Origin of the sequence: Actinoallomurus spadix (assembly GCF_024055725.1) — a bacterium.
In the GTDB taxonomy this organism is placed as follows: Bacteria; Actinomycetota; Actinomycetes; order Streptosporangiales; family Streptosporangiaceae; genus Actinoallomurus; species Actinoallomurus spadix.
In genome coordinates, this window is sequence record NZ_JAMXMX010000007.1 from 1 (window position 1) to 12,848 (window position 12,848).

Consider the following 12,848-nt stretch of genomic DNA (forward strand, 5'->3'; position numbering starts at 1 on the left):
CGACCTCCTGCCCGCCGCCCCGCCACAACTTCCGCGCCATCGCCAAGATCCGCTCTGACCGGCCGGCCGTCGACCTGCACTATCCGTTCCTCGGCCACGAAGGCCAGGAGGAGGTCAAGGGGATCGAGTAGTCACCGATCCTCCAGCTCCCGGCGCTCGTCCGGGGTGGGCATCTCGGCGGTGTAGTGCACGTAGGCGTGGTTGAGGCGGGCGCGGACCTGCGCCAGGACCCGGCCCGGCGTCGGCAGCGGGATGACGTGGTCGGGGATCGGCCGTACGAGCTCGCCGGGGTGCACGGTCCGCGTGACCAGGGCCTTCTCCGGTTGCGGGCGGTCGTGGACCTCGACGTACTCGCCGCTGGGCAGGCGCTTGAGAGTTCCGCTCTCGACGCCCTCGTGGAGCGCTTCGGCGTCGGAACGCTGCAGCCACAGGCACAGCCGCCGCGTGACGACGAACGCGACCACGGGAAGGACGAAGAAGCCCACGCGGAAGAACCAGGTCGTGTACTCCAGCCGGACCTTGAACACCTCCGCGATGACGTCGTTCCCGCCGGCCGCCCACAGGTTCCCGTACCAGACGATGGCCGCGACGCCGAGGGCCGTACGGGTGGGGACGTTGCGCGGGCGGTCGCACAGGTGGTGGGGGCGGTCGTCCCCGGTCACCCACCGCTCGAAGAAGGGGTACAGCCCGATGAGGGTGAAGAACACCAGCGGCAGGATCACCGCGGGCACCAGGACGTTCAGGGCGACGCTGTGCCCGGCGAAGCTGAACGCGAGCCGCGGCATGATCCGCAACGAGCCCTCGAGGAAGCCGACGTACCAGTCTGGCTGGGAACCCGAGGAGACCACGTCGGGCCGGTACGGGCCGTACAGCCAGATCGGGTTGATCTGCGCCCACGCGCCGAGGAGCGCCAGCGCGCCCAGGACGTACAGGAAGAACGCGAGCGTGTGCGTGAGGAACTGCGGGAAGGTCGGGGACCCGACGACGTTGCGCTCGGTCCTCTTCGGCCCCGGCCACTGGGTGTGCTTCTGGTGCCAGATGAGCATCAGGTGCGCGCCGATGAGCGCGATCAGGATGCCGGGGATCAGCAGGACGTGGACGGTGAACAAGCGCGGGATGAACTGATCACCGGGGAACTCCCCGCCGAAGACGAAGAAGGTGAGGTACGTCCCCACCACCGGGATGGACAGCAGGATGCCCTCGAAGATGCGCAGACCGGTCCCGGACAGCAGGTCGTCCGGCAGCGAGTAGCCGCCGAACCCCTCCGCGACGGCCAGCGCGAACAGCGTCGTCCCGATCACCCAGTTGATCTCCCGGGGCTTGCGGAAGGCGCCGGTGAAGAAGATCCGCATGAGGTGCACGCAGATCGCGGCGACGAACAGCAGCGCGGCCCAGTGGTGGATCTGCCGGACGAGCAGGCCGCCGCGGATGTCGAAGGACAGGTGCACCGTCGAGGCGTACGCCTCGCTCATCGAGGTCCCGCGCAGTTGCGGGTAGTTCCCGGTGTAGACGACCTCGTGCTCCGACGGCTTGAAGAACATCGTGAGGAAGACGCCAGTCAGGACGAGCGTGACGAACGAGTAGAGCGCGATCTCGCCGAGCAGGAACGACCACTGCTCGGGGAAGACCTTCCGGACGTTGCGCCGCAGGAACGACGAGCTGCCGACCCTTTCGTCGACGGCGCGTTCCGCCCGGAAGATCAGAGTGCTCCTACCCGCCACGACGCGATGCTCCTACCCGGACCCGGTACGGAAAAACGCCGGTCAGCGGGGTATTGACGGAGTCTTGCCGCATCGGGGGCGGTACGGTCACATGCGCCAGATCTTGATCTCCCTTCGGAGCGCCGGGAGTTCCCGGACGACCACCGTCACGACACCGGCGACGGCCACGCCGATCAGCACCTTCTTGGCCATGTGTCCTCTCCTTCCCTCGTCAGCCCGGCGGCAGGTTCGGCATGATCTTGAGGATCGCGTCGTGCTTCTTCGGCCGGATCCCCGTCGAACGGCGGGCGTCGGCGGTGTGGTCCTTGTGGTGGCCGATCTGCCGGCTCATCGACCGCTTGGCGTTGCCCTCGCGGATGCCCCGTACGTGGGAGGGAGTGTCGATCTTCACGTGCGGCTTACCGACCCGGATGCGGCCCATGGCGCCTCCTCAGTTCGTCGAAGAATCGCTCGATCTCGGTCCACACGACCTCGCCGCCCGACATCCCGCGCCAGTGGCGGCAGACGATCGCGACGAGCCGGTGGCAGTCGTCGACGGGGACGAGCCACGCCTCCGAACGCCCCCGGGCGGTGTTGACGAGCAGCGCCTCCACCTCAGCCTTCAGGTCCGCCAGCCCGGCGGTGTCCCGTACGGCCGACTCCCACGCCGCCGGGTCGACCTCCCACCGGGTGGCGCCCGCCGGGCTCGGGTAGTGCGCGTCGACGCGTCCGTCCGACCGCCGTACGAAGAACGCCAGCCCGACGGGAACGCCCAGTGACGCCGGGGAGAACGCCGGGAGGCGGACCCGCCGGTCGGGGATCAGCCGGTAGCGCCCCTCCGCGGCCTCGTCGCGCTCGAACAGGACCGAGCAGGCGCGGCAGACGCACCGCGGCTCCCGCGTCCGCAGGTCCAGCAGGTGGCGGTGCTCCTGCGGGGCCGAGTGCGCGCACAGCTCGCACAGCGCCTGGGAACGCCCGTCCGCCGTCGCCCGGTGGATGACGCGCCGCAGGGCGCCCGAGGCTCCCCGCGGTCTCTTCGCCTCCGGGCCCGTCACGTCGTCCGCCTCCGGGCCCGTCATGGCGTCCGCCTCCGGGCCCGTCATGGCGTCCGCCTCCGGGCCCGTCATGGCGTCCGCCTCCGGGCCCGTCATGGCGTCCGGCTCCCGGGGCGGGCGGACGCGGCCGGCCGGCGCAGCAGCGACTCGACCGGGATCACCGCCGGGGCCGGCCGCGCGGCCGGGGCGGGGCTGACCTCGACCCGGCGCAGCTCGGGCGCCATCGTGAGCACCGACTCGGCGAGCGCGCGCTCGACCGAGGCGGCCGACGACGCGCAGCCACCGCCACCCGACCAGCGCAGGCGGGCGACGCCGTCCGCGATCCCGGTCAGCTCGACCGTCTCACCGCGGGGCCGGAGCGCCTCCCGTACGTCGTCGAGGGCCCGCGCCACGCGCTCCTCGACCGGCTGCGGGTGCAGGCCGTGCAGGACGAGCAGGTGGTGCAGCAGTTCGTCCCGCGCCGGTGCCGTGGACAGCTCCGGCACCCCGCCGACCAGGGCCATCAGGCGGGCGAGGGCGGTGCCGTACACCTCGGTGAGGGCCTCGACCGCGTGGCGCGCGGTCTCGGCGTCGTCCCCGGTGGCCCGTTCGAGGCGTTCCAGGAGCACGTCGAGGCGCATGAGCCGGTCCTGGACCTCCTCCTCCGGCAGGCCGGCGGCGGGCCGGTCGGCCGGCCGGTCAGCCATGGGACGCCCCGAACGTCGGCGAGTGCAGCTTCTTCAGCACGTTGCCCTTGCCGAGGTACATGTGGACCCCGCACGGCAGGCACGGGTCGAAGCTGCGGACCGCCCGCATGATGTCCACGCCCTTGAAGTCGTCCGGGCCGTTCTCCTCGAAGATCGGCATGTCCTGGACGGCGTCCTCGTACGGGCCGGGGACGCCGTGGACGTCGCGGGGACTGGCGTTCCACGGCGTCGGCGGGTACGGATGGTAGTTCGCGATCTTCTTGTCCTTGATGACGAGGTGGTGGGACAGCACGCCGCGCACCGCCTCGTGGAACCCGCAGCCGATGCCCTCGTCCGGGACCTCGAAGTCCTGGAACACCTTCATGTCCCCGGCGCGCATCCGCCCCATCGCGCGTTCGAGGAAGTACAGCGACATCGCCGCGGAGTAGGCGATGAAGTACGCGCGGGCGCGGTCCCGTTCGATCGCGTTGGACCACTTCGGGATCCGCCACTCCAGCGTCGTCTCCGGGAGCTTCTCGCTGCGCGGCAGGCTTATCCGCACGCTCGACCCGGTCGCCTTGACGTACGGGGTGTCGACCAGCCCGGCGAGCGCCGTGGCGTACAGGCGGGCGAACGGCCCGCCACCGGTGTCGAGGGCCAGGAGCTCGCCGGTGCGCTTGTCGAACCAGCGAGGGCTCATCACCCAGCTGTACTTGTCCTCGAAGTCGCGTTTCTGCGGCACCGGGATCGTCGTCTGGTTCCACGGGTGCCGGATGTCGACCGGGTTGCCCAGCGGGTCGTGGGTGACGAACGGCTCCTCGTTCACCCAGTCCTCGTAGTAGGAGCTGCCGAGCAGGATGCGGATACCGAGATTGATGTCGACGAGGTCCGTCGTGACCAGCTCACCGTCCACGACGACGCCCGGGGTGACGTGCATCGCGCGGCCCCAGCGGCTCATGTTCTCGTACCGGTAGTCGCAGACGTCCGGGTTCTGCCAGGCGCCCCAGCAGCCGAGGAGGACACGCCTGCGCCCGACCTCCTCGTAGCCGGGCAGCGCCTCGTAGAAGAAGTCGAAGACGTCGTCGTTCATCGCGACGGCCTTCTTCACGAAGTCGAGGATCGAGACGAGCCGGCTCAGGTAGTCGGTGAACAGGGTCGGCTCGGGCATCGTCCCGACACCGCCCGGATACAGCGTCGAGGGGTGGACGTGCCGCCCCTCCATCTTGCAGAACATCTCCCGCGTGACCCGGCTGACCCGCAGGGCGTTCTTGTACACCTCGCCCTCGAACGGGTTGTACGCCTCCATGATGTCGGCGATCGTGCGGTACCCGTGGATCTCCGCGTGCGGCGCGTCGGTCCGCCGCGCCCGCTGCAGCACGCTCGGGTTCGTGGCCTTGACCATCGCCTCGCAGAAGTCGACGAAGCAGAGATTGTCCTGGTAGATCGTGTGGTCGAACATGTACTCGGCCGCCTCGCCGAGATTGATGATGTCCTCACCGAGCGGCGGCGTCTTGATGCCGTACGCCATGTTCTGCGCGTACACCGAGCAGGTCGTGTGGTTGTCCCCGCAGATGCCGCAGATCCGGCTCGTGATGAAGCCCGCGTCCCGCGGGTCCTTGCCCTTCATGAACACCGAGTAGCCGCGGAACAGCGACGACGTGGCATGGCACTCCGCCACCCGCCGGTTCGCGAAATCGATCTTCGTGTAGATGCCGAGATTGCCGATGATCCGCGTGATCGGATCCCAGGCCATCTCGACGAGCTGCTCACCGGCGCCGCGTTTCTCCCGCGTCCGTTCGGTCACTGCCATGGTCGTCGGTCTCCTTCGAGGTCCGGGCCGGCGTAGGCCTCCGGGCCGGTGGGCCGGTCTGGGCCCGTCCGGGGTCAGGGACGCCAGCGCGGGTTGTAGCCGCTGGTCAGTTCGGGTCTGTTGTGGTGCCACTTCGGCTCGGTGTTGAGCGCCTGGTTCGTGAAGCCCCGCATCCGGCGGATGAACATCCCGTACGGCTTGGCCAGCGCCGACGACAGCGACCCGCCCGGTGGCTCGTCCATGAACGGCATGAACTTGTCCGGGAAGCCGGGCATCGTGCAGCCGATGCAGATGCCCCCGACGTTCGGGCAGCCGCCGACGCCGCCCATCCAGCCGCGCTTGGGCACGTCGCAGTTGACGACCGGCCCCCAGCAGCCGATCTTCACCTGGCACTTCGGCGAGTTGTAGTCCTTGGCGAAGTCCGCCTGCTCGTAGTACCCGGCCCGGTCACAGCCCTCATGGACGGTCTTGCCGAACAGCCACTGCGGGCGCAGCAGCTCGTCCAGCGGAGGCGGCGGCGCGCCCCCGGCGGCGTGGTACAGCACCCAGGTCAGCGTCTCCATGAAGTTGTCGGGCTGGATCGGGCAGCCGGGGACGTTCACGATCGGCAGCCCGGCGGTCGACCGGAAGTCCCAGCCGAGGTAGTCGGCCAGGCCCATGCAGCCCGTCGGGTTGCCGGCCATCGCGTGGATCCCGCCGTACGTCGCGCAGGTCCCCGCCGCGACCACCGCCCACGCCTTCGGCGCGAGACGGTCCAGCCACCAGTTCAGCGTCAGCGGCTCACCGGTCTCCGGGTCGTTGCCGAAGGACGTCCAGTACCCGTCGCCCTCGATGATGTTCTGGTTGGGGATGGAACCCTCGATCACGAGGATGAAGGGCTCCAGCTCCCCGGCGGCCGCCGCGCGGAACGGCGCCAGGAACTGCTCGCCGCCCTGCGCGGGCGACAGCACCTTGTTGTGCAGGGTGACCCGCGGCAGCCCGGGAATGAGACCGAGCACCACATCCTCGATCGGCGGCTGCCCGGCGGCGGTCATCGCGACCGTGTCGCCGTCGCAGCTCATGCCCTCGGAGATCCACAGGATGTCGATGTGCTCGAAGCCCTTCCGCTCCTGACCGGTCGTGGGCTGCTCGGCGGCGTGCGGGAATCCGGTCTCGACGCTCATGTGCGGGGCCTCCTCTGCAGCCGGTCGCGGACCCGGTCGTACACCGCGGCGACCGGTGCGGCCATCGCCAGCGCGGGCGGTTCGTTCGGCGCGTGCGGGTGCGGCCGGGTGGGCGCCGCGCGCTTGCCCTTCCTCAGCTGCTCGCCGAGGTCGCCGAGCGCCTCCGGGCCGAGGGCCTCCCGTAGCCGCGGGAAGAACTCGCCCTCCTCCTCCTGCACGTGGTGCTCGACCTCGCGCCGCAGCTCGGCGACCAGGTCGCCCTCCAGCCGGTCACCGGCCGACAGCCGGTCCAGACTCGCGAGGATCCTCTTCAGCCCCATGTGCTCGCTCAGGTGTTCGTCGACCTCGCCGGCCATCTCGGGGATCACCTTCTTGGCCAGCGGGTAGACGAGCAGCTCCTCCAGCGACGCGTGCTTCGACAGCTCGCGGATGAGGATCTCCACGACCCCCCGCCGCTGTACGGCCGAGGCCGCCGTCTCGTAGTCGCGGAACATCTGCTCCACGATCCGGTGATCGTGCTCGAGCAGTTCGGTCCCGTCCATCATCACGAGCTCCCTTCCCGCGCCGTGTCGAACGCGATGGCCTCCAGCACGACCTCCTCGGCGCCGGTCGCGTCGACGTCGACGCCACCGCACCGCGGGCACGCGACCAGCAGGCGCGGGTCGGCGGCGTCGGAACGCGCGCCGCAGTCGCGGCACCGCACCGACGGCGGCCGGGCGACCACCTCGACGTTCGCCCCCTCGACGACCGTCCCGGCCGCGGCCAGCCGCAGACCCTGGTCGATCACGCCCGCGTCGACCGGGTGCCCGGTGACCCGGACCCGCATACTCGTCACGCGATGCCCACCGGCGCGGCGTACGGCCGCCTCGACGATCGCGTCGCACAGTCCCATCTCATGCATCGGCGGGCCGCCTCTCCGTCTGCCAGGTCTTCGCGGCCTCGTCACGGGCCAGCGTGGTCACCAGGGACACCGCGTCGTCCAGCGCGGCGCGCACCGGCCCGGACAGCTCCATCCGCTCGTCGACGACCGCCGGACGGCAGCCCACGACGAGGACACGGTCGATCCGCCCGCCGAGATTCCGGAGCAGCGCCAGTACGGCCTCCGGGTTCATGCCGTGCCCGTCGAGCGCCGGCGGGGCCGCCGGCTCCGGCCTCGGATCGACCTCCAGGACGGCGAGCGTTCCCGGGGGCCCGTCGAGCGGTACGGCATCGACCATGATCAAGGTCTCGTGGCGGCCGTCGAGCAGCTCGTACGCGAGGTGAACGCCCCGGATCCCGTAGTCGGCCACGTCCACCGTCGGCGGGAGCGCGGCCGGATCGACGCGGCGGACCACCTCGACACCGAAACCGTCATCGCCGAGGAAGACATTGCCGATGCCCGCCACGAGCACCCGGCGGCACGGCCCGCTCACCGCCCCTCCCCGCCGTCCCCGGAGTTCCCAGGACCCCCGGGACCGCCGGGACCCTCGGGGCCGCCGGAGCCCCCGGAAGCCTCGGAACTCCCGGAAGCCCCGGAGACCCCGAAAGCTTCGGAGCCGCCGGGGTCCCCGGCGTTGTCGTCGAGCGGCTCGACCTCGGCGGGGGAGAAGTACCGGAACCGCCCGTACCAGCGGTCGAGCCCCGCCCCGGGATCACCCTCCAGCGTGACGGCCAGGTGCTGGGAGCCGTCGACGTCCAGGAGTACGGCCTCCACCCGGCCGGTCCGGCCCGCCAGGAACATGTCCTGCGGGTCACCGCCCTCGCGCGGCAGCAGACGGACCCGCGAACCCTTGGCGACGCGGCGGCCGGCGACCGTGACGGCGTCGCTGCCGGGCGGCAGTTCCGCGTCGTCCGGCGGCGTCCACCGGGACGGCCGCGGGTCGCCCGCGACCGTCGCCGAAGGAAGTGGCTTGAGTGAGCGGATGGCGCCGTGCAGGCGGGACAGCACCTCCGGCGGCATCGCGTCGACCCGGTCGATGATGGCGGCGGCGCGGGGATCGGTCGCGCGGGCCTCCCGTTTTTCGGCGTCCGTGAGCGTGAGCGTCCGCAGCGAGAGGATCTCGTCGATCTCGGTGGCGTCGTTCAGGTCGCCGGGACTCTCCGGAGCGACCCGAGGGTGGTCGTAGAGGATGATCGGCGAGGACAGGAGCAGATCCCGGGTGCCGTGCGGACCCGCGAGCACGGGAAAGGTGCGCACGTTCGCGCACGCCTTCGCCTCCGCCTCGGCCCACTGCGGCGGGTCGAGCAGTGAGACGAACGACGCGTCCCGCCCCGCGTAGATCGTATGGACGGCGATCAGAGATCGCCGCAGCGCCTCGGCGCGGGGCACGCCCACGGGGGTCGTACGGTCGGCGTTCTCGACGCGGACGCGCAGCCGGATGAGCCGGGACCGGCCGGGGCAGCGGGCGGCGGAGACCGTCACCGACGCCTCCACCGGCCAGAACCGGACCGTTACCCGCCCCACCGGACGTCCGTCCTCGTCCCGGAGCGTCTCGACGTCCGAGCCACCGGGCGCCCGGAACGCGAACCGCCGTTCACCGGCCAGCGCCTCCCCGAGAACGAACCGCAGGTCGAACTCCCGAGGAATCGCCTGATCGAACCCGCTCCCGCTCCCGCTCTCGCCCCCGGTCCCGCTCTCGGAGCTGGTTCGGGAACGGTCCGCAGAGCCGATCCCGGAGCCGGTCGCCGAGCTGATCGTGTCGGCGGGGCGGCGGGCGTTGTCCGTGGCGCGTTCTTCGACGGACCGGCGCAGCAGCTGCAGGAACCGAAGGCGGCACTGCACGACGGACTCCTCGCCCGCCTGCAGCAGGCACACGGTCCGCTGCCACCAGCCCTCGGCGGACCCGGCCAGGCCCTCGTCGTCCGCGCCGCGCGCCTCGGTCCAGGCCCGCGGCGTCAGCACGCCGAACTGCCAGCGGACCTGGTTCTTCGCCGACGAGCGGCGGTACGGGTACAGCAGATAGCCCTCGTAGAGGATCGCGTCGGCGACCGCCAGGGCCCGATCGAAGGCGGTGCCGGTGGTGACCGGCTCAGCTGCCATGATCGCTATCCCTCCTGCGCCGGAGCGCGAGCCCGGACCTTCCCCGCCGGAAGGCGGGCCTTACCGGTATAGGCCACGATCGCCACGTTCGGTAAGTGACCGACTCCTCTAGGTGGCGTGGTCCGTTAGGGCTCGAGGTGACGATGCGCTGCCGCGTCAGGCCATAACGGCGGCGTCCTTCACCTGGGTCGATGGCGGCAGGGGTGCGGTGGTGATCGCATGGGTACACGAGGTGAGAGTGTGCGTCGTCACCTGCGGCGATGAGGGTGAGCGGAGGTGCGGCATGGCGGTTTCACGGCCGGATCCCCTCGGTTCGCGGTCCGTCGGCGAGCCGCGTAACTTCCTGCAGTGCTGCCTGCTCCTGCTGCTGCGGGAACGGCCCGCGCACGGCTATGAGCTGTTCGAGCGGCTGAAGCCCTTCGGTCTCGCGGAGGGCGACCCGGGGACCCTCTACCGCAGGCTGCGCGCCCTCGAACGCCAGGGGATGCTGTGTTCGCGCTGGGAGCCGTCGGAGGCGGGACCGCGGCGGCGTACGTACCACCTCACCGAGTGCGGGGAGGAGCTCCTCGGCGTCTGGGCCGGCGTGCTCGCCGAGACCCGCTCGCTCCTCGACTACTACCTGGGGCGGCACGCGGCGGTCTCGGGGGCGGTTGAGGCGGCGCCGGCCGAGGCGGGAAGGAACGCGGTGGGCTCGGTGCCGGCGGAGCACGGGCGGCGGGCGCGGTGACGAGGCTTCGCGGGTAAGGGTGTCTCAGCAGATCCGGGGGAGTGGGTCGCCGACGAGGAGGTCGATGATCCGGGTGCCGCCGAACGCCGTGTTGAGCAGCACGAGGCCCTCGGGGTCCGCGGCGACCCTTCCGATCAGCGCCGCGCCGGCACCGAGGGGGTGAGCGCGCAGCGCCGCGAGTGCGGCGTCGGCGTCGGTGCCGTCCACGATCGCGACCATGCGTCCCTCGCAGGCGACGTACAGCGGGTCGATGCCGAGGAGCTCGCCCGCGCCGGCGACCTCCGGCCGGACCGGCAGGGCCGCCTCGTCGACGACGATGGCCACCTCGGACGCCGTGGCGATCTCGGCCAGTACCGTCGCGACACCGCCGCGGGTCGCGTCCCGCATCACGCGGGTGCCGGGGGCCGCCTTCAGCAGGAGTGCGCAGAGTTCGTGCAGGGGGGCGGTGTCGGAGGCCAGGTCCGCGTCGATGTCGAGTTCGCCGCGGGCGAGCATCACGGTGATGCCGTGGTCACCGATCGGTCCGGACACCAGGACCGCGTCCCCGGGGCGTACGTTCTCTGGGGACAGCTCGACGTCGGCGGTGAGGACCCCGAGGCCGGCCGTGGTGATGTAGCAGCCGTCGGCTCGTCCCCGCTGCACGACCTTCGTGTCGCCGGCCACCACCTGGACGCCGGCCCGGGCCGCGGCCCGGGCCATCGAGTCGACGACGCGGCGGAGGTCGTCGACGGGCATGCCCTCTTCCAGGACGAAGCCGGCGGACAGGTACAGGGGCCGCGCGCCGCAGACCGCCAGGTCGTTCACCGTGCCGTTCACCGCGAGGTCGCCGATGTCGCCGCCGGGGAAGAAGAGCGGGGAGACCACGAACGAGTCGGTGGTGAAGACCAGGCGGGCGCCGCCGGCGGTCACGGTCGCGCCGTCCGTCATGGCCTCGAGGAGCGGATTGCGGAACGCCTCCAGGAACACCGCGTCGACCAGCGTGTTCGTCGCCTTGCCGCCCGCGCCGTGCGCCAGTGTGACGCGTTCCTCCCGGAGCCGGGGCCTGCGCCGCCGTACCCGCTCGATGCGGTCCAGGACCTGTCGTTCCCTGCTCTCTTCGAGGCTCATGGCCGGCTCGTCTCCCGTACGCGCTTCCTCACGTGCGGCTCGCCTCCCGTACGCGCTCCCGGCTGAACCGGCCGAAGGCGTAGTACGCCGCGCACGCGCCCTCGGAGGAGACCATGCAGGTGCCGATGGGGGTCTCCGGTGTGCAGGCGGTGCCGAACACCTTGCACTCCCATGGCCGCAGCACGCCCTTCAGCACCTCGCCGCACTGGCAGGCCTTCGGGTCGGCGACGCGGACGCCCGGCAGGTCGAAGATCCGTTCGGCGTCGAACCGGGCGTACGCCTCCTTTATCCGGAGCGCGGAGTGGGAGATGAACCCGAGGCCGCGCCACTCGAAGTACGGGCGGGGCTCCATCACCTCGCCGATGACGCGCAGGGCCTTCGGGTTGCCGTCCCACGGCACGACCCGCGAGTACTGGTTCTCGACCTGCGCCCGGCCCTCGGCGAGCTGGCGCAGGAGCAGGTGGACCGACTGGAGGATGTCCAGCGGTTCGAACCCGGCGCACACGAGCGGCCTGCCGTGGTCGCGGGCGATGAACTCGTACGGCCGGCAGCCGATCACCGCCGAGACGTGCCCGGGGCCGAGGAAGCCGTCGAGGCGCAGGTCGGGGGAGTCGAGGATCGCCTTGATCGCCGGGATGATCATGACGTGGTTGCAGAAGACCGCGAAGTTGTCCACGCCGTCCGCGGCGGCGCGCAGCACGGTCATCGCGGTGGACGGCGCGGTCGTCTCGAAGCCGATCGCCATGAACACCACCCGCTTGCCGGGCTCCGCACGCGCGATCTTCAGGGCGTCGAGCGGGGAGTAGACCATCCGGATGTCCGCACCGGCCGCCTTCGCGTCGAAGAACGACCCCTGCCCGCCGGGGACGCGCATCATGTCACCGAACGACGTCATGATCACGTCGGGCTGCCGGGCGATCGCGATCGCGTCGTCGACCCGGCCCATCGGGATGACGCAGACGGGGCAGCCCGGTCCGTGGACGAGCCGGACCGCCTCGGGCAGGAAGTCCTCGATGCCGTGCTTGTAGATCGTGTGGGTGTGACCGCCGCAGACCTCCATGAAGCGGTACGACCGCCCGGGCTCGCACAGCGCGGCGATGCGGGCGGCCAGCGCCCGCGCCTTGCCCGCGTCGCGGAACTCATCGACGAAGCGCATCGGATCCCTCCTACGGGCTCGACTCTCGGAAGGCGGCGATCTCGTCGTCGTACGCCTGCCCCATGTCCTCGAGGAACTGCAGGAGGGCCTGGGCCTCCGACTCGGAGATCTTGGAGAGCGCGAAGCCCACGTGGACGAGGACCCAGTCCCCGGGCCGCAGGTCCTCTCCTTCGAGCAGGCCGATGTTGATCCGCCGCCGGACTCCGCTCACGTCCACCGTCGCCAGGTCCGGAGGGTCGTCGCCGAACGCGACGAGTTCTCCAGGGATCCCCAGGCACATCCGCGTACTCCCGCCTCACCGTCCGGCCGGCCCGCCGGCTCCAGGCGTGACTCGGCTTCGTCGCGCTACGTACCCCGGGTCGTCTCTCGGGCCGTCATGCGGGCCGTCATCTCCGGGGAAAGGCGGCTCCGGCAGTGAACCGGTGATCATCCCCCTTCTTTGCGTA

The 12,848-nt window shown here is 71.2% G+C and carries 15 protein-coding genes; 1 reads left to right on the plus strand and 14 read right to left on the minus strand.

Annotated elements, in window-relative coordinates; translation table 11 throughout:
• Positions 1 to 131: 131 nt before the first annotated feature.
• From qcrB to NE235_RS11660, 11 genes are all read right to left on the minus strand, one after another.
• Positions 132 to 1,721 (minus strand): cytochrome bc1 complex cytochrome b subunit, encoded by a 1,590-nt coding sequence (gene qcrB / locus NE235_RS11615; RefSeq protein WP_252801747.1) that lies wholly within the window; start codon positions 1,719 to 1,721, stop codon positions 132 to 134.
• 87 nt (positions 1,722 to 1,808) lie between these two features.
• The gene (locus NE235_RS38650) at positions 1,809 to 1,913 is read right to left on the minus strand and encodes a DUF6893 family small protein (protein ID WP_406567565.1); all 105 of its coding nucleotides are present in this window, start codon (positions 1,911 to 1,913) and stop codon (positions 1,809 to 1,811) included.
• Positions 1,914 to 1,932: 19 nt separating this feature from the next.
• On the minus strand, positions 1,933 to 2,142 hold the full coding sequence (locus NE235_RS11620) for a hypothetical protein (protein WP_252801749.1): 210 nt from the start codon (positions 2,140 to 2,142) through the stop codon (positions 1,933 to 1,935).
• Complete coding sequence (locus NE235_RS11625) at positions 2,120 to 2,851, minus strand: DUF5947 family protein (RefSeq protein ID WP_252801751.1); 732 nt, start codon at positions 2,849 to 2,851, stop codon at positions 2,120 to 2,122. Before NE235_RS11625 ends, NE235_RS11620 begins: the two co-directional genes overlap by 23 nt.
• Positions 2,848 to 3,441: a NifU family protein gene (locus tag NE235_RS11630; protein ID WP_252801753.1), complete on the minus strand. Its 594-nt coding sequence runs from the start codon at positions 3,439 to 3,441 to the stop codon at positions 2,848 to 2,850. The genes NE235_RS11625 and NE235_RS11630 overlap by 4 nt, the downstream gene beginning before the upstream one ends.
• Positions 3,434 to 5,230 carry a nickel-dependent hydrogenase large subunit gene (locus NE235_RS11635; RefSeq protein ID WP_252801755.1) on the minus strand — a complete coding sequence of 599 codons (1,797 nt, stop codon included), beginning with the start codon at positions 5,228 to 5,230 and terminating at the stop codon, positions 3,434 to 3,436. Before NE235_RS11635 ends, NE235_RS11630 begins: the two co-directional genes overlap by 8 nt.
• A 74-nt stretch (positions 5,231 to 5,304) precedes the next feature.
• The gene (locus tag NE235_RS11640; RefSeq protein ID WP_252801757.1) at positions 5,305 to 6,393 is read right to left on the minus strand and encodes an NADH-quinone oxidoreductase subunit B family protein; all 1,089 of its coding nucleotides are present in this window, start codon (positions 6,391 to 6,393) and stop codon (positions 5,305 to 5,307) included.
• Positions 6,390 to 6,938 (minus strand): hemerythrin domain-containing protein, encoded by a 549-nt coding sequence (locus tag NE235_RS11645; RefSeq protein ID WP_252801759.1) that lies wholly within the window; start codon positions 6,936 to 6,938, stop codon positions 6,390 to 6,392. The genes NE235_RS11640 and NE235_RS11645 overlap by 4 nt, the downstream gene beginning before the upstream one ends.
• The gene (locus NE235_RS11650; protein ID WP_252801761.1) at positions 6,938 to 7,294 is read right to left on the minus strand and encodes a hydrogenase maturation nickel metallochaperone HypA/HybF; all 357 of its coding nucleotides are present in this window, start codon (positions 7,292 to 7,294) and stop codon (positions 6,938 to 6,940) included. Before NE235_RS11650 ends, NE235_RS11645 begins: the two co-directional genes overlap by 1 nt.
• Positions 7,287 to 7,805, minus strand: coding sequence for a hydrogenase maturation protease (locus tag NE235_RS11655; RefSeq protein WP_252801763.1), 519 nt, complete (start codon positions 7,803 to 7,805; stop codon positions 7,287 to 7,289). Before NE235_RS11655 ends, NE235_RS11650 begins: the two co-directional genes overlap by 8 nt.
• Positions 7,802 to 9,412 (minus strand): hypothetical protein, encoded by a 1,611-nt coding sequence (locus tag NE235_RS11660; protein ID WP_252801765.1) that lies wholly within the window; start codon positions 9,410 to 9,412, stop codon positions 7,802 to 7,804. The genes NE235_RS11655 and NE235_RS11660 overlap by 4 nt, the downstream gene beginning before the upstream one ends.
• 283 nt (positions 9,413 to 9,695) lie before the next feature.
• Between NE235_RS11660 and NE235_RS11665 the strand changes: the two genes are divergently transcribed.
• A complete protein-coding gene (locus NE235_RS11665) occupies positions 9,696 to 10,139 on the plus strand; it encodes a PadR family transcriptional regulator (protein WP_252801768.1) in 444 nt (147 codons plus the stop codon).
• A gap of 24 nt (positions 10,140 to 10,163) precedes the next feature.
• Here NE235_RS11665 and hypE read toward each other — a convergent pair whose 3' ends face one another.
• From hypE to NE235_RS11680, 3 genes are read right to left on the minus strand one after another with little or no spacing between them, the layout of a single operon-like run.
• Positions 10,164 to 11,246 (minus strand): hydrogenase expression/formation protein HypE, encoded by a 1,083-nt coding sequence (gene hypE / locus NE235_RS11670; protein WP_252801770.1) that lies wholly within the window; start codon positions 11,244 to 11,246, stop codon positions 10,164 to 10,166.
• A gap of 28 nt (positions 11,247 to 11,274) precedes the next feature.
• Positions 11,275 to 12,402, minus strand: a complete 1,128-nt coding sequence (hypD, locus tag NE235_RS11675) for a hydrogenase formation protein HypD (protein ID WP_252801772.1) — start codon at positions 12,400 to 12,402, stop codon at positions 11,275 to 11,277.
• Positions 12,403 to 12,412: 10 nt separating this feature from the next.
• On the minus strand, positions 12,413 to 12,682 hold the full coding sequence (locus tag NE235_RS11680) for a HypC/HybG/HupF family hydrogenase formation chaperone (RefSeq protein WP_252801774.1): 270 nt from the start codon (positions 12,680 to 12,682) through the stop codon (positions 12,413 to 12,415).
• Positions 12,683 to 12,848 lie beyond the last annotated feature (166 nt).